Here is a 15932-nt window from a genome sequence, read left to right on the forward strand (position 1 = left end):
TGATATGCGCATGCTTAAATATGTGGATCAAACGCTTCGACTTGCGCCTTTTTTAGGACTGGAGAGATCCCAGTATCAGCAAAATCAGCAACATTGAGCTTCGGAATAGACTCAGTGCACACATCGCCACCCAATAACTGAATGACTTTGCACATTTCTTCGACTTTACTGTCCATTTGATGGACGTGTTCTAGCATGATACCCAATGCATTCGCCACTGGGTCTGGGTTATCAACTGATACAGCATAAGCATCGAAGCCATATTGCTGCGCGATTTTCTTACGGTTCTCGCTAAGTGCTTCGTCAACCACCGGCTTTTGAAGTAAAACGCGACCGGGGATCCCGACACAAGTCGCATTTTCAGGCACATCTTTCACGACAACTGAGTTTGATCCAATGCGAGCTGACTCTCCTATTTCGATCGGCCCAAGCACTTGTGCACCCGCGCCGACCACAACATTATTGAGCAGTGTTGGGTGCCGTTTACCGGCTTTCCAGCTTGTTCCACCCAAGGTTACTCCGTGATAAAGCGTCACATCGTCACCCACGATAGCCGTTTCGCCAATCACGACGCCCATGCCGTGATCAATGAACACGCGTCTGCCTAAAGTCGCACCAGGGTGTATTTCAATTCCGGTCAAAAATCTCCCTAAATTAGAAGTAAACCTTGCTAACCACTTCAACCCTAACGACCATAATTTATGACTAAAACGGTGTATCCACACCGCGTGCAAGCCAGGATAGTTAAATAGAACTTCAAGCGTATTGCGCGCGGCTGGGTCACGCTTAAATACGCTTTTTATATCTTCTTTTATGTAGCTAAGCACTATTCTTTAGTTCCTGACATTTCTTGGTTTACTCGCTCGTTTATTTGGCTTTTGTCACCCGCATTCCCTTTCAACGCCACCTTATCAATTGAAGCGAGTATACCTCGCAAAATATTTAACTCCTGACTTTCTGGTCGGGCACGATTGAATAAACGCCTTAGTTTTGTCATCACCATACCAGGGTGATTTTTTACAATAAAATTGGTTTGTGACAAGGTTTTCTCTAGATGCACATAAAACCGCTCTAAATCTTCACTTAGCGGATATTCAGGGATCTCGCTCGGTGCTTGTTGTGACGCCTGTTGGTCAAGGTAGTTAACGCGAATCTCGTAACACAAAGTTTGAACAGCTGCGGCTAAATTCAAAGAGCTATATTCAGGATTAGCAGGAATGCACACATGGAAGTGGCACTGCTGCAACTCTTCATTGCTCAAACCGTTATTTTCGCGACCGAAGACCAATGCAACGGGATATTTGCTAGCTTCAACGACTAGTTTTTCACCGCACTCTCTAGGCTCGAGCATCGGCCAAGGCAATGTTCTTGATCGTGCCGATGTCCCCACCACTAAGCCACAATCAGCGACTGCTTCTTCAAGACTTGAAACAATCGTTGCATCAGCTAACACATCACCCGCACCTGCTGCTAAGGCACTGCTTTTTCCATCTGGTGGCGAAACAGGATCAACGAGGTACAGAGAGCTCAACCCCATTGTTTTCATGGCACGAGCAGCTGAACCTATATTGCCAGTATGTGAAGTGTTAACGAGGACGATGCGAATATTTTCAAGCATGTTAATTGCCTTGGCAGATGGCCTTGGTGTTAATTTAGCGCGAGATAATATCACGAATGTTTTTACTCGCTCTAGTGTTTCTGCTACACTCGCGCTCGTTTTTTGACCGATGCATGTATTTTACGGCGTCGGGTTAATGTTCTTTTCAAAATTTGGTGGTTTATTATGCATCCTATGCTCAATATTGCTGTGCGTGCTGCGCGCTCGGCTGGTTCGGTTATCGCTCGTGGTTTCGAAAATATCGACGACTTAGAAATTCAACAAAAAGGCGCAAATGACTTTGTTACTAAAGTCGACAAGGAAGCAGAACAAGCCATCATCAGTAAAATTCAACAAAGCTACCCTGACCATATGTTTGTTGGTGAAGAAGGCGGCGTTGTTGAAGGTAATGCAGATTTCAAATGGGTTATCGATCCACTTGATGGCACGACCAACTTCATCAAGGGTATCCCACATTTTTGTGTATCTATTGCGCTTCTATATAAAGGACGTCTAGATCAAGCAGTTGTTTTCGATCCTATTCGCGGCGAATTGTTCACTGCAAGCCGCGGCAACGGTGCTCAACTTAATGGCAAACGCATTCGTGCGAGCCAAGCGAAAGAACTGTCTAATACTGTTTTGGCGACTGCGTTTCCGTTTAAAGACAGAGACTACCTTGACATTTATATGGCAAGCTTCAAAGAAATCTTTAGTCAAGCGGGTGATATTCGCCGTGGTGGTTCTGCTGCGCTCGATTTGGCGTATGTGGCTGCTGGTCGCGTTGATGGTTATTGGGAAAAAGGCATTAAACCTTGGGATATCGCTGCAGGTGAATTAATCGCACGTGAAGCAGGCGCGCTTGTGACTGATTTTAAAGGCGGAAATGATCCGATGCATTCTGGTGAGATTGTAGCTGGTTCTGCGCGAGTGGTTCAGGCACTAGTTAAACAGTTAAAAAAGTAATAAACGAGGCCTAAGTATGTTGCCCATTGAAGTTTTCAATGGGCAAATTTCTCAAACTCTGATTGGACTTCCCAGCGGTTTCGCCAATCACGTTTTCAACATCACATCCATTTTTTGTATTACTTTTCACGCGGTATAATGCCTCATCGGCAGTAGAAAAAAGCTCAATAGGATCAAGTGCGGAACAGGGATATGCAGTAGCGCCACCAATACTCACAGTTACAAACGATGTCGCCTTTGAGTCTTCATGTTGAATTCTTAAACCACGAACCGCATTCAAAACGTCTTGAGACTTGGAAATTAATCCATCAGGTGAACATTCAGGTAATAATATAACGAACTCTTCGCCACCATACCTGGCAACCAAATCATATTTTCGCCCCCCCATGCCCTTCAAAGCGGAGCCAATCTTTTTCAAACATTTATCACCCGCTGCATGACCATATCGGTCATTAAAAAGTTTAAAATAGTCAATATCGAGTACCATTAAACTCAAAGACTGTTTGTACTGCAAACAAAGTTGCCATTCTGCAGCAAATAGTTCATCGTAGCGCCTGCGATTCGCCAATCCTGTTAATGCATCCTGACTTGCTAACTGAATCGTATCCAAAAGCTTTCGTGCTATGCCTAGCTGTGCTTTTATCCTTAAAATAAGCTCAATAACATCATAAGGTTTAGTAATATAATCGACACAACCAAGCTCGAAGGCTTTCTTTTTATAAATGGATTGGTCCATTGAAGAAACCATGATCACTGGCGTTGTTCGGGTATAAGGATTACTTTTTAGATAACTTAGTAATTCATAGCCGTATTCCTTATCCAACATAACGTCGAGCAAGATAATATCTGGCGTATGAATTTCAACTTGCCGTTTAGCATCACTGATTGTCTGTGCAAAGCTTAACGTGTATTGCTTACCCAACAAAGCAGATAAAAGTTGCAAAGCAGAGAGGGAGTCGTCGACGACCAATACTTTCTGAGCATTTTCCACACAGGAGTCAGGTAAATGTCTAACCTCATTAGATTGGTTGACTACTGGCATAATGTGACCACTTATCCTTCACCTAAGCTAAATTGACCACCTTAATATAACCTTTTTACTAGCCCTTGTGCAGTATTCAAGTGATAACTAGACTTATGTATAAGATTAAGCGCCAATGGGATATCAAACACACGCTAGGCAGCGCCTATCATTCATCACGGTTTTATCACGGGCACCTATTAATTTGTTAAGCATTTGTGAATTTATATTTAACTGCAGAAGCTATTATTAAAGCAACATAGTCTTAACGAAGAACAAAGTCTTATGACCGTACAACTTAAACTCCTGATCACTAACTTTTTAATCTTTAGCACATTATCAAGCTTTGCATTCGAATTCGATATCACTTCAGTTAGAGCAACGCTTTCTAGACCCAGTACAAGCCACTCACTTATTTTCGCGCCTGAAAACGACGATAAAACTGCTTTTAATCTAACGCCAATTAATAACGAAAGAATTGGATTGTTTGTTGATGTTAATGGGATCGAAATTGGATACGCAGTCGATGTACTGGCAAACGACATCGAAACAAAAACACAAAATCTGTTGTTTTCTTATCGCAAGCTAAAAAATGCAAAGATCACGCTTAACTATCAGATATTAGAAGGCCTCGATACTGAAGCAGAAAAAGTCAGCGATGGGGTTAAAGATAAACGCTTTTTTACAAGTACTAAGTCAACGAAGTTAGAGCTTTTCGGTCAACACAATCTATATACGTTTGCGGGTAAAGACTCGTTGTTTGAACACTTTTTTCTAAATCGACCGCACTTGAGTAATCGTTTCGATTATTCTGTGAGCCTTGTCGGTGGGTGGTCAATTAAACGACTTTCGCTGGAAAACCCACAGTCTATCGTTTTCGATGCGCCATTTTTGCGTGAGCCCGTACCCGAGGTGCCTCGCTTAAATTCCACTTCTATTAGTGCCAACCTTGGGCCATTACTATCACTGAGTTTTGAACACAATATCAGCGCATTTGTTGAGTATAAATATGGTGTAGGCCATATTCGTTCCGACAATAAAAACATTGGTTTAAAGCAGTCTGGAGAAGAAAAAGCAAGTGCGTTCGGGGTTGGAGTATCGTGGACATCACAAGATAAAAAAACATTGGTATTATTGCGCGCTTGGGAACAAGAAGGCCGCCACATTAACACCGCTTTTGGGGATTTATCCTTAGTGCGCTTTTTTTAACCCGCTCTTAGTTAATGCAAGATTATCACTAGCAAAAATTTGTAACTGAATCAAAAGTCCACTTACACTCTAACGCAAAGAATCGACAATGTAGTGAAACTCCCGAGGTAAAAATGGCATCAGACTTCCCAATCTACAAAACCTTAACACTTGAAGTTATAGATAATATTGCGCACATCACATTATCAAGACCAGAACAACTTAATAGTATGATTACTGAATTCTGGGAGGAACTCCCCGCTTGTGTCAGCGCAATTGACGCTGAATCTGCCGCAAGAGTAATTGTTTTGAGCTCCAGCGGTAAGCACTTTTCGGCTGGTATGGATTTGTCCGTATTTAAAAACATGAGTGCTTCATTTAATGGAGAGCCCGCTAGAAGAGCAGAGGCATCTAGACGCCACATACTAAAACTGCAAGATGCGTTCAATGCACTTGAAGAATGCCGGATACCTGTTTTAGCTGCCGTACAAGGCGGTGCCATTGGTGGCGCGGTCGATATGCTATGTGCTTGTGACTGTCGATACAGTACCAAAGATGCTTACTTTTGTATTAAAGAGACCTCATTAGGAATGACAGCAGATGTTGGGACACTTCAACGTTTACCGCACTTAATGTCGCAAGGCGTTGTTCGTGAACTTGCATACACTGGCCGAAACATGAGCGCAGATGAAGCACTTAGTCACGGTTTTATCAATCAAGTATTTGACGATCATGATTCAATGTTAAAAGGTGTATTTAAGATCGCTGCACACATTGCGATTAATTCCCCGATGGCAGTGGCTGGGTGTAAAGAAATGCTAAATTACGCTCGCGATAATAAGGTAAGTGAAAGTTTGAATTACATGGCCACTTGGCAGAGCGGAATGCTTCAGATGCCAGATGTACAAGAAGCAATGCAGGCAGGGCAGGAAAAACGCCACCCCGTATTTGAGCCCCTACGCAAAAAATAGCTACTCCTTCCACTCACATATGGCTTTTAATGCAGTGATATCCGTTATCGTTATTTTACGATACATTGTTTTTATAAGCCTTTGAGCTTCCAATTCTTTTAGTAGCTTATTTACAGTTTGGCGAGATGAATTAATCATCATTGCCAATGATTCTTGTGATGCGCTGACCTCAACATTCGTATATGCCGATTTTTGCTGACCAAAATTAGTACTTAACAAAACCAGCCTTTTGGCTAACTGCTGCTTAAGCGTTAAGGTAGAGTAAGTATCGATGTACGAAAAAGCACTGCGTATTTTTTCACATAAAAGCTGAGCAAAATATAAATAGGAAGAAGGGAACTGTTGCAGTAATTGGTGAAAATCATCCCGTCGAATAAATGCCAGAGTCGAGTCTGAATCGGCATCGGTGTCATGTGTTCTTCCGAGGCCATCGAACATAGAGATTTCACCAAACCAGCTCCCTGACTCTAACTGCGCAAGTATGAGCTTTTTGCCATTTTTATCGACATTGCTAACTGATACTCTACCACTTAATACACAATGAAAGCCTAAGCCTTGGTCCCCTTTTCGATACAAATTTTCGCCCCGACTTAATTCGATAAGCTTAAGTACACTTAAAAAATGAGATTGCACCTCATGTGACAGTGAATTGAACCATGGGGTCGATTTAACTATGTGTTGTTGATTTTTTGATAACATTTAATTTACATTGTCGCAAGCGCGACAGTTTTTATAAAAATTCTATCGTAAACTAAATTTTTAAACTTAGTAAGGTGCAATATTATGAGTGTGAAAGAGTTAGTGAGCGCAGAAGAATGGCAATTGCGTGTTGATTTGGCAGCCTGCTACCGAATGGTGGCTAACCATGGTTGGGACGATTTAGTGTTCACTCACATTTCGGCTCGAGTGCCAGGCCCCGAACACCACTTTCTTATTAACCCATATGGCATGCTATTCGAAGAAGTCACCGCATCTAGCTTGGTCAAAGTCGATTTGCACGGCAACAAAGTGATGGACAGTGAATTTGATATCAATCCTGCTGGCTTCACCATTCATAGTGCTGTGCATGAAGCCAGAGACGATGCTAAATGTGTTTTACACCTACATACTACCGCCGGCATTGCCGTTTCGGTGCAAGAAAACGGTCTATTACCTTACAGTCAACAGTCTCTATTCGCATTAGCCTCCCTGTCGTATCATGATTATGAAGGTGTTGCTCTTAACCCTGATGAAAAATCTCGCTTGGTAGCTGACTTAGGAACGACTAACTTTATGATTCTAAGAAACCACGGTCTGCTTACATGCGCACCAACTGTGGCGGATGCCTTTTTGGCAATGTTTATTTTGCAACGAAGCTGTGAAATTCAGATCCAAGCGCAGTCAACGGGTGTTGAACTTCGGCCCATACCTAAAATGATTTTAGATGGCATACTTGCTCAAGCCGATGAAGTCACAAAGTCTGCTGGAGGCGCGTTGGCGTGGCCTGGAATTTTAAGAAAACTAGATCGTGATTGCCCTGACTACAAGTCATAAACTCCTTCCAAGGCCCTTTTCAAAGGGCCTTTACAGCAAGCCCATCATCATAAATTAAACTTCAAAAAGCCAAAACCCCAAAATTGGTCAACCAATAAAAGAAACAAAAACCTAGCACTTTCTCGCCATATCGACCAAAAATACACAGAAATTAATATAAAAATAACTATACCAAGGCATGATATTACCAATTTAACAAACAATAAACTTGATTACACAAAATTTAAACATTAAATTTACATTCCAATTTTTATTACTGAAACTTTAAATTGGTTAACCAAAAAACAAACACACTATGTAATCAAGGAACAACAATGACTCACACACAAATAAAAAAAGCTGTTATCTATAGCTTTTTAAGCAGTATGTTTATTTCGACATCTGTGAATGCCCTCAATACACCGAGCGTAATTGCTAGCGCTGATGATGGCAATGTAGCTACAAATACACTCGATAACGACCCAAACTATGAAACAAGATGGTCTGCAAAAGGAAATGATGGTTCTCAATGGATTCGTTACGATTTTGGTCAAATAGTACAACTAGACGGCATAAAAATCGCGTTTTTCAAGGGCAATCAGCGCAGCACGTACTTTGCGGTTGAATCATCCGTCAATGGAAGCTCTTGGACAAGTGTATTAGGTTCAACAGTGAGCGCGGGAAACTCTACATCACCTGAGACCTTTAATTTTAATGAAACAAAGAGCGCGCGTTACTTTCGTATAGTTGGTTATGGTAATAGCAGCAACACATGGAACAGTCTTACCGATGTTGATTTTATTGAAGCACAGAATCCCGGAAGTACGATCAGCGTACCGGCTCAGATCCAAGCAGAAGACTATGTAAGTTATTTTGACACCAGCAGTGGCAATGCAGGTAGAGCCTATCGCAGCGATGACGTCGATCTACAAAATACTGGTGACGTTGGTGGCGGATATAATGTAGGTTGGACCGCAAACGGAGAATGGCTTGAATACGATATTTATGTCTCTGAAAGCGGCATGTACAGCGCGGATGTTCGCCTTGCCTCTTCGCGAAATGACGCGGGTAATCTAGAGATCCTAGTCAATGGAATAAGTAAAGCTAACGTTGATGCCACTAATACCGGTAACTGGCAATCTTGGGAAACGTCAAACGTAGATTTAGGCACTTTATCATCCGGTAATCACACCCTGCGTTTAAAAATTAATGGCGGTAACTTTAATATAAACTGGATAGATTTGAAGAAATCGGGGCAAACGCCAGGTAACGGATTAAACCCAAACCTTGCACCTGGACAAAACTTTGATTTATTCAATTGGTATTTAAGTGTACCTACGGATACCGACAATAACGGAAAAGCCGACAGTATAAAAACCACATCACTTACCAACTACCAAGATAGCGACTTTTTCTACACTGCTAGCGATGGTGGTATGGTCTTTAAGTGTCCAATTGATGGCTATAAAACCTCAACAAACACAAGTTATACCCGTGTTGAACTTCGCGAAATGGTGGCTGGCACAACCGACACGAAAGCCTTAGAAAACAACTGGGCATTTAGTTCAAACAAAGACAGTAACTTTCTAGCTGACGTGGGTGCAATTGACGGTACTTTGAAAGCTAGGTTGAAGGTTGACCATGTCACAACTTCAGGCAGCAGCTCTCAAAGAGGAAGAGTTATCATTGGTCAAATCCATGCTCCAAAAGATGAACCCATCCGTTTGTATTATCATAAAACACCGTCAAATGAGTTGGGCGCACTTTACTTTGCACACGAGCCAGAAACATCAACGGGTTTGGATGAAGATTATATCTATCTATATGGAAATAGTCGCTCAAGCTCGATGACTAACCCAACAGATGGTATCGCCCTAGGTGAAGTGTTTTCCTATACAATCAATGTAACTGGTAACATTTTGTCAGTGACTATTGAACGTGAGGGTTACCCTGATAAGACTGAGACTTACGATATGACAAATAGTGGCTATAATGAAAGTGGGCAGTACATGTATTTTAAAGCTGGTGTCTATAACCAAAATAATACTGGTGATGCTGATGATTATGTCCAAGCAACTTTTTATAATGTTGAAATTACACATTAAACAAAACGTTTAAAAAGTTACTCCCATACATATAAGTAAAGGAGCTCTTAAGAGCTCCTTTTTGATTTGTTATCTCAAATCCTCTATCTATATACTACCTATAAAGGATTCAATATCCCGCGTAGAATCTTAGTCTTCAGCAGCTGCTAAACGCACTTCTTTGTTTCTAAATTTGCTTACAAAGCGAGATAAAGGCTGGTCATTACAAATAACTGAACCTTTTATGTTGTGCTTTGCGCGTGCTCTATCAACACCCATGAACACAGCGTCCATGCAAAGCTGAGATTCAGCTGTTTGTGTTTTTGCAACTAGCTTAACCACTTCAGTTTTATTGCTTTGTTCATCTGAGTCAACAATGTCTTGCTTAGCATAGTTCTTTGCGAACTTAGTAAGAGACAACTCATTACAACTGACCGTTGCTTTGAATAGGTTGAAGTTGATGTCATTCGCTTCAACTAATTTTCTGGCAGCATCCATGCCGTCTGTAGCTGCTAATACACATGCTTGTGTTGCAATATTATTGTTAGCTGCTTTGAAAACTACTTCGCTTGCAAACGTGCTTGCACAAGCAAGTGATAAAACTGCAGTGATTGATAAAGTAGATAATTTCATGGTGCTCTCCAAAATGTAATAAAAGTACAATCTCGTTCTGTCTGATTATTATTATCGTCATATTTGAAGAAAAATAAAGCCATTTTTGTAATTTTATTTCATTTATTTTCGATTTTAGTGTTTTTTAACCAATAAAATGTAATATTTTTACATTTTGTAAAGAACTTAACGAAAATCTTGTTCAACTTGCTTACATAGTTTGCTTGTTGTTTACATTTATTTTGCTAGGAAAGGCTTGTTTTACTTTTTAGATTTCAGGGCAAGTTGGGATGAAGAGAGTTGGGCATAAAAAAACGCATGTAAACAATACATGCGTTTTTGAGTAGTTAGAAAAATACAGGGGGCCTAAACACCACCCTACCGTAATTTTATAGCGGCTCTAAATCCTCACCCTCTTTCTCAATCTCTGGCGGCATTAAGTCTTCTTTACTGATGCCCAGCGCCAACCCAACTGCGCTTGCAATATATACTGAAGAATAAGTACCGATAATGACACCAAAGAGCAAGGCCGTTGCAAAACCATGGATTAAGGCACCGCCTTTATAGAACAAAGCAAGCAATACCAAGATGGTCGTCAATGAAGTAATGATTGTTCTATTAAGCGTCTGTGTTAACGAAATATTGATGACTTCTTCTGGCTCCGCTTTACGGATTTTTCTGAAGTTCTCGCGGATACGGTCAGATACAACGATGGTATCGTTAAGTGAATAACCAATAACCGCTAGCACCGCCGCTAATACCGTCAAATCAAATTCTAATTGAAGTACTGAGAATAAACCTAAGGTTAAAATCACATCGTGCGCGAGGGCGGCTACTGAACCAAGTGCAAAACGGTATTCGAAACGCATTGCCACATAGATAAGGATACAGATTAACGCGACTAGCATAGCCAAACCGCCCTGCTCTGTTAATTCTTCACCAACGTTAGGTCCAACAAACTCGATACGTCTTTGGTCGACGTCACTGTCTACGGCTCTTAATGAAGCCATGACTTGATCGCCAATCGTTTCGGCTTTAACACCGTCGCGAGGTGCGATTCTGATCAGTACATCTTGGCTTGAACCAAAGTTTTGAACAATCGCATCGCCGAATTCTGCTGCTTCTAGCGTCAGTCTAATCTGTTCAAGATCCGCACCTTGCTCATAACCGACTTCAATCAGGGTTCCACCTGTAAAGTCCAAACCCCAATTAAGCTGGTTGGTGGCGAGTGAAAACAATGAACCTAAAATCAGGATAGTAGAAAGCACCAATGCAGGCACTCGCAACGACATGAACTTTACCGTTTTATTTAATTTTAATAGTTGAAATTGCATGTCGTTCTCCTAAATCGCCAACTTATCGACACGTTTACCACCCCAAACGGCATTGACCACAACGCGGGTAAGTACAATGGCGGTAAACATAGATGTGGCAATACCTATCATTAAGGTGATAGAGAAGCCTTTGATTGGGCCAGTTCCTACAGCAAACAATATTAAGCCTGCTAAGAATGTAGTGATGTTTGCATCTAAAATAGTTGAAAATGCATTGTCATACCCATGATGAATGGCTTGTTGTGGGCTTCGGCCGTCTCGAATTTCTTCGCGGATACGCTCGAATATCAGTACGTTGGCATCTACCGCCATACCGACCGTCAGCACGATACCCGCCATACCAGGTAATGTGAGCGTTGCACCAGGTATCATGGACATAATTCCGACGATCATTACTAAGTTAGCCACCAAGGCAATATTCGCCACGATGCCAAAAGCACGATAATAAATAAGCATGAACACCAACACTGCGATCAAACCGTAAATGATGGCTTGCATACCCAATTCAATGTTCTCTTTACCTAAGCTAGGTCCAACAGTACGCTCTTCTACGATTTGAATAGGCGCAATCAATGCACCCGCTCTTAATAGCAATGAAAGGTCTCTTGCTTCTTTAGGAGAGTCTAGACCAGTAATTCTAAACGAATTACCCAAGCGCGCCTGAATAGTCGCGACTGAAATAATCTCTTCTTTCTTTTCAAATACAAGCTTGCCTTCGGCATCACGCTGGTCGGTCGCCTTATATTCGATAAAGACAGTTGCCATTGGGTTACCTATATTGTCTTTAGTGGCTTGCGACATTTTAGTGCCGCCTTTTGAATCTAAAGAAATATTAACTTGAGGAATACCGTATTCGTCTGTGCTGCTATTAGCATCAATAATATGATTACCCGTTAGCATAACGCGGTTTTTAAGCAAATAGGGCTGACCATTTTGATGATATACCAATGATGAACCTGCTGGTACGCGACCACCTACTGCATCACGCACGTCATTAGTCTGGTCGAGTAGTCTAAAATCAAGCGTAGCAGTTGCGTTCAAAATTTCTTTTGCTTTTGCTGTGTCTTGAATACCTGGCAGTTGAACAACGATGCGTTCTGCACCTTGTTTTTGCACCAGTGGCTCAGCGACACCTAATTGGTTAACGCGGTTTCGGATAATCGTGATGTTTTGTTTGACTGCGTAGTCTCTGATCTCAGCTAATCTGGCTTCTGAGAAAGTTGCACGTAAGGTCAAGTCAGAACGCTCAGTAAAACTCAGGTTACCGTAAGTGTTGCGTAAGAAGAATTGCGCTTTTTCAAGCGTTTCGTCGTCTCTAAATACGATCTCAACGCTTGAGCTAAGTTGACGCACTGAGCGATAACGGATTTTTTCTTCGCGAAGTTGTGTTCTGAAATCGCCAACCAAGTCTTCTAAAGCTTTATCTGTGGCGCTTTTCATATCCACTTCCATTAAGAAGTGAACGCCACCGCGCAAGTCAAGTCCTAGCTTCATGGGTGCAGCGTTGATGGCTTCTAGCCAAGCGGGTGTGTCAGGCGCTAAGTTCATAGCCACGACAAATTCGTCTTTGTACTTTTTATCCAAAAACTCACGTGCTTGTAATTGGCTGTCTGAGTCGTTTAAGCGCACTAAGATGCGCTCGTCTGCAAACTCAACTCGTTTGATATCTATACCCGCAGTTTCAAGCGATGCTTGAATGTCACTCGTCATGTTTTGAGTCACGGTGGTATTGCGCGTAGCTGAAATCTGTACTGCGTGATCTTCACCGTACAAATTTGGCAGTGCATACAAGGTGGTCAGTCCCACCACAAATAGCACTACAATATATTTCCAAAAAGGCGTTTGATTTAACACTATGGATACCTACTAAAAAGCCTCGACTGGCGAGGCTTGTGTTTAAATGTTACAGCGATTTCATTGTGCCTTTTGGCAGTACTGCACTGACCGCAGTCTTTTGCACAACGATGTTGTTAGCTTCGTTAAGTGCCACTTCGATAAAGTCTTTATCTTCAGACACTTTAGTAATTTTACCGACCAAACCGCCTTGCGTTAGGATTTCATCACCCTTTGACAAAGACGTTACTAGGTTTTTGTGCTCTTTTACACGCTTTGCTTGCGGGCGATAAAGCATGAAGTAAAAAATCAGACCGAAGATTGCAAGCATGATCAACATGCCAAATTCGCCACCTGGCTGACCACCACCTGCTGTTTGCGCATGTGCGCTAGAAATTAAAAAGTCCATAGTTTCCTCGTATTACACTTTTTGTTGTTTTAATTTTATTCGTCAATAGCTTCTAGTGCTGGTATCAGCTTACCCTTTTGTGCATAGAACTCCTCAACGAAAGTCTCTAGCTCACCAGCATCAATGGCATCACGTAATCCCTGCATCACACGTTGATAATAACGTAAATTGTGAATGGTATTTAAACGCGAACCCAGTATCTCGTTGCACTTGTCTAAGTGATGTAGATATGACCGAGAATAGTTTTTACAAGTGTAACAGTCACAATTTTCATCCAAAGGCGACGTATCGGTCTTGTGCACTGCATTTCGTATCTTGACAATTCCTTCGGTCACAAACAAATGTCCGTTGCGCGCATTGCGAGTGGGCATTACGCAATCAAACATATCAATGCCGCGTCTAACCGCTTCGACTAGGTCTTCAGGTTTACCAACCCCCATTAAATACCTTGGCTTGTTTTCCGGAATTTTGGGAGCCGTATGGTTGATGATTCGAATCATGTCTTCTTTGGGCTCACCGACCGACAAGCCGCCAATGGCGTAGCCGTCAAAGCCAATATTTTCTAAGCCCTCAAGTGATACATCGCGTAAGTGCTCGTACATACCACCTTGGATGATTCCAAATAAAGCAGAAGGGTTATCACCGTGGGCATCTTTACTTCTTTGCGCCCAACGCAACGAAAGCTGCATTGAATCTTCAGCTTCTTTTTCTGTTGCTGGGTAAGGCGTACATTCATCGAAAATCATGACAATATCAGAGCCTAGATCGCGCTGTACTTCCATTGATTTTTCAGGGGTTAGTAAGATTTTTTCGCCGTTGATAGGCGATTTAAAAGTCACGCCTTCTTCGGTTATTTTGCGCATTGCGCCTAAGGAGAACACTTGAAAACCACCAGAGTCGGTTAGAATTGGTTTATCCCAGTGCATGAAATCGTGCAGATCACCATGCTGTTTGATAATGCTCGTGCCTGGGCGCAGCATTAAGTGGAAAGTGTTACCTAAACAAATGTGAGCACCAGACTCTTTGAGTTCTTCAGGTGTCATGCCCTTAACAGTACCGTAAGTACCCACTGGCATAAAAGCAGGCGTTTCAACAATACCACGGTCAAATTCGAGTTGCCCACGGCGAGCTCGCCCGTCAGTTTTTTTCAGATTAAATTTCATTATTTATTTTCGCTAGCGTATCGAATAAAGCCTTGTATGCCGTGCCAAACAAAGCTTTACCTAGTGTCTTTTTAGATGTGCCTCTAACAATCGGGCTTCGGCACAAAAACGTGTTTCAAAAATTGCCGCGAAGTATAACAAATTTAAGCAGAGATGCTGTAGCTAAAAAGCACACAAAATTAATAAAACCGCTTATTCGTGGTGAATAAACATCGCATCACCGTAGCTGAAAAAGCGATACTCCTCTTCAATCGCTGCTGCATATGCTGCCATGACTTTTTCACGATCAGCAAACGCGCTGATAAGCATCATTAATGTGGATTCGGGTAGGTGAAAGTTTGTGATCATTGCATCAACTACTTTAAATTCATAACCAGGATAAATAAAAATATTGGTATCTGACATAAATGCTTCAATGGTTTCGTTTGATGCTTGTGCTGCTGATTCAAGCGAACGCACTGACGTTGTCCCTACTGCAATCACTCGCTTGCCTGCTTTTTTTGTTGCCAGTACTTTATCTACAACATCCTGAGGAACTTCAGCATATTCAGCATGCATCTGATGCTCTTCGATATTATCAACACGTACTGGCTGAAAGGTGCCGGCACCTACGTGCAAAGTGACAAATGCGGTTTGTACACCTTTTTGTGACAGAGTTTGTAAGATGGCTTCATCGAAATGCAAGCCTGCCGTGGGGGCGGCAACGGCGCCTGGCTTTTCGTTATACACCGTTTGATAACGTTCTTTGTCTTGTTCTTCGTCAGGTCTATCGATATAAGGCGGTAACGGCATATGACCGTATTGCTCCAATAGATCGAATACATTTCCCTCGGCGATAAACTTGATGTGGAACAAAGCTTCTTTTCGACCGATGACTTCTACTTTTAAGCCACCCTCTAAAGTCAGTATTGCACCTGACTTTGGCGACTTACTAGAACGCATATGTACCATCGCTGTTTGATCCTCGAGCACACGCTCAATCAATACTTCAACTTTTCCACCTGTTTCTTTTTGGCCGAACAAGCGTGCAGGTATCACTCGCGTATTGTTGAATATCAACAGATCACCTTCATCAATGAGATCAATAATATCAACAAATTGTTTGTGCTCAACCTCGCCAGTATCGACGTTCAAGCAAAGCATTCGGCTCGCCGTCCTTTCTTTTGCGGGATGCTTGGCAATCAATTTTTCGGGTAATTCAAAAGAAAAGTCAGATAGTTTCATAAAATAGTTTTGCTCGATCCT

15 protein-coding genes are annotated in these 15932 nt (G+C 42.0%); 5 read left to right on the top strand and 10 right to left on the bottom strand.

The window, feature by feature from the left end:
- Positions 1–14: 14 nt before the first annotated feature.
- Both cysE and trmJ read right to left on the bottom strand, forming a co-directional pair.
- Positions 15–827, bottom strand: coding sequence for a serine O-acetyltransferase (gene cysE / locus KUL10_RS10305; RefSeq protein WP_110428849.1), 813 nt, complete (start codon positions 825–827; stop codon positions 15–17).
- Complete coding sequence (trmJ, locus tag KUL10_RS10310) at positions 827–1618, bottom strand: tRNA (cytosine(32)/uridine(32)-2'-O)-methyltransferase TrmJ (RefSeq protein ID WP_110428850.1); 792 nt, start codon at positions 1616–1618, stop codon at positions 827–829. Before trmJ ends, cysE begins: the two co-directional genes overlap by 1 nt.
- Before the next feature lie 165 nt (positions 1619–1783).
- Between trmJ and suhB the strand changes: the two genes are divergently transcribed.
- Positions 1784–2560 (top strand): inositol-1-monophosphatase, encoded by a 777-nt coding sequence (gene suhB / locus KUL10_RS10315; protein WP_110428851.1) that lies wholly within the window; start codon positions 1784–1786, stop codon positions 2558–2560.
- A 10-nt stretch (positions 2561–2570) separates the two neighbouring features.
- On the opposite strand, the gene KUL10_RS10320 is transcribed toward suhB, so the two are convergent.
- On the bottom strand, positions 2571–3602 hold the full coding sequence (locus tag KUL10_RS10320; protein WP_110428852.1) for a diguanylate cyclase: 1032 nt from the start codon (positions 3600–3602) through the stop codon (positions 2571–2573).
- 264 nt (positions 3603–3866) lie between these two features.
- Between KUL10_RS10320 and KUL10_RS10325 the strand changes: the two genes are divergently transcribed.
- Both KUL10_RS10325 and KUL10_RS10330 read left to right on the top strand, forming a co-directional pair.
- The gene (locus tag KUL10_RS10325) at positions 3867–4790 is read left to right on the top strand and encodes a hypothetical protein (protein WP_233499782.1); all 924 of its coding nucleotides are present in this window, start codon (positions 3867–3869) and stop codon (positions 4788–4790) included.
- Positions 4791–4903: 113 nt separating this feature from the next.
- The gene (locus KUL10_RS10330) at positions 4904–5740 is read left to right on the top strand and encodes a crotonase/enoyl-CoA hydratase family protein (RefSeq protein ID WP_110428853.1); all 837 of its coding nucleotides are present in this window, start codon (positions 4904–4906) and stop codon (positions 5738–5740) included.
- On the opposite strand, the gene KUL10_RS10335 is transcribed toward KUL10_RS10330, so the two are convergent.
- Positions 5741–6439 carry a Crp/Fnr family transcriptional regulator gene (locus tag KUL10_RS10335; RefSeq protein WP_110428854.1) on the bottom strand — a complete coding sequence of 233 codons (699 nt, stop codon included), beginning with the start codon at positions 6437–6439 and terminating at the stop codon, positions 5741–5743.
- Positions 6440–6523: 84 nt separating this feature from the next.
- Here KUL10_RS10335 and KUL10_RS10340 point away from each other — a divergent pair, with 84 nt between their 5' ends.
- Together KUL10_RS10340 and KUL10_RS10345 are read left to right on the top strand one after the other, a co-directional pair.
- Positions 6524–7273: a class II aldolase/adducin family protein gene (locus tag KUL10_RS10340; RefSeq protein WP_110428855.1), complete on the top strand. Its 750-nt coding sequence runs from the start codon at positions 6524–6526 to the stop codon at positions 7271–7273.
- Positions 7274–7587: 314 nt separating this feature from the next.
- Positions 7588–9357, top strand: coding sequence for a polysaccharide lyase family 7 protein (locus tag KUL10_RS10345; protein WP_110428856.1), 1770 nt, complete (start codon positions 7588–7590; stop codon positions 9355–9357).
- A gap of 129 nt (positions 9358–9486) precedes the next feature.
- Here the strand turns inward: KUL10_RS10345 and KUL10_RS10350 are convergent, their stop codons facing one another.
- The 6 genes from KUL10_RS10350 to queA all read right to left on the bottom strand — a co-directional run bounded on the left by KUL10_RS10350 (position 9487) and on the right by queA (position 15911).
- Complete coding sequence (locus tag KUL10_RS10350; protein ID WP_110428857.1) at positions 9487–9969, bottom strand: DUF3718 domain-containing protein; 483 nt, start codon at positions 9967–9969, stop codon at positions 9487–9489.
- Between the two features lie 368 nt (positions 9970–10337).
- Positions 10338–11282, bottom strand: a complete 945-nt coding sequence (gene secF / locus KUL10_RS10355; protein ID WP_110428858.1) for a protein translocase subunit SecF — start codon at positions 11280–11282, stop codon at positions 10338–10340.
- A 9-nt stretch (positions 11283–11291) separates the two neighbouring features.
- Positions 11292–13136: a protein translocase subunit SecD gene (gene secD / locus KUL10_RS10360; RefSeq protein ID WP_110428859.1), complete on the bottom strand. Its 1845-nt coding sequence runs from the start codon at positions 13134–13136 to the stop codon at positions 11292–11294.
- Positions 13137–13185: 49 nt separating this feature from the next.
- On the bottom strand, positions 13186–13524 hold the full coding sequence (yajC, locus tag KUL10_RS10365; RefSeq protein ID WP_110428860.1) for a preprotein translocase subunit YajC: 339 nt from the start codon (positions 13522–13524) through the stop codon (positions 13186–13188).
- A gap of 35 nt (positions 13525–13559) precedes the next feature.
- On the bottom strand, positions 13560–14687 hold the full coding sequence (gene tgt / locus KUL10_RS10370; protein WP_110428861.1) for a tRNA guanosine(34) transglycosylase Tgt: 1128 nt from the start codon (positions 14685–14687) through the stop codon (positions 13560–13562).
- 192 nt (positions 14688–14879) lie between these two features.
- A complete protein-coding gene (gene queA / locus KUL10_RS10375) occupies positions 14880–15911 on the bottom strand; it encodes a tRNA preQ1(34) S-adenosylmethionine ribosyltransferase-isomerase QueA (protein ID WP_110428862.1) in 1032 nt (343 codons plus the stop codon).
- Between the last annotated feature and the right edge of the window lie 21 nt (positions 15912–15932).

It is taken from the genome of Glaciecola sp. KUL10 (genome assembly GCF_003203515.1).
Taxonomy (GTDB): Bacteria; Pseudomonadota; Gammaproteobacteria; order Enterobacterales; family Alteromonadaceae; genus Glaciecola.

Coding starts and splice junctions, on each gene's coding strand:
- KUL10_RS10335 (WP_110428854.1), bottom strand. CDS start 6,439: ATGTTATCAAAAAATCAACAACACATAGTTAAATCGACCCCATGGTTC.
- KUL10_RS10340 (WP_110428855.1), top strand. CDS start 6,524: ATGAGTGTGAAAGAGTTAGTGAGCGCAGAAGAATGGCAATTGCGTGTT.
- KUL10_RS10330 (WP_110428853.1), top strand. CDS start 4,904: ATGGCATCAGACTTCCCAATCTACAAAACCTTAACACTTGAAGTTATA.
- suhB (WP_110428851.1), top strand. CDS start 1,784: ATGCATCCTATGCTCAATATTGCTGTGCGTGCTGCGCGCTCGGCTGGT.
- KUL10_RS10345 (WP_110428856.1), top strand. CDS start 7,588: ATGACTCACACACAAATAAAAAAAGCTGTTATCTATAGCTTTTTAAGC.
- queA (WP_110428862.1), bottom strand. CDS start 15,911: ATGAAACTATCTGACTTTTCTTTTGAATTACCCGAAAAATTGATTGCC.
- yajC (WP_110428860.1), bottom strand. CDS start 13,524: ATGGACTTTTTAATTTCTAGCGCACATGCGCAAACAGCAGGTGGTGGT.
- trmJ (WP_110428850.1), bottom strand. CDS start 1,618: ATGCTTGAAAATATTCGCATCGTCCTCGTTAACACTTCACATACTGGC.
- KUL10_RS10350 (WP_110428857.1), bottom strand. CDS start 9,969: ATGAAATTATCTACTTTATCAATCACTGCAGTTTTATCACTTGCTTGT.
- KUL10_RS10325 (WP_233499782.1), top strand. CDS start 3,867: ATGACCGTACAACTTAAACTCCTGATCACTAACTTTTTAATCTTTAGC.
- KUL10_RS10320 (WP_110428852.1), bottom strand. CDS start 3,602: ATGCCAGTAGTCAACCAATCTAATGAGGTTAGACATTTACCTGACTCC.
- secF (WP_110428858.1), bottom strand. CDS start 11,282: ATGCAATTTCAACTATTAAAATTAAATAAAACGGTAAAGTTCATGTCG.
- tgt (WP_110428861.1), bottom strand. CDS start 14,687: ATGAAATTTAATCTGAAAAAAACTGACGGGCGAGCTCGCCGTGGGCAA.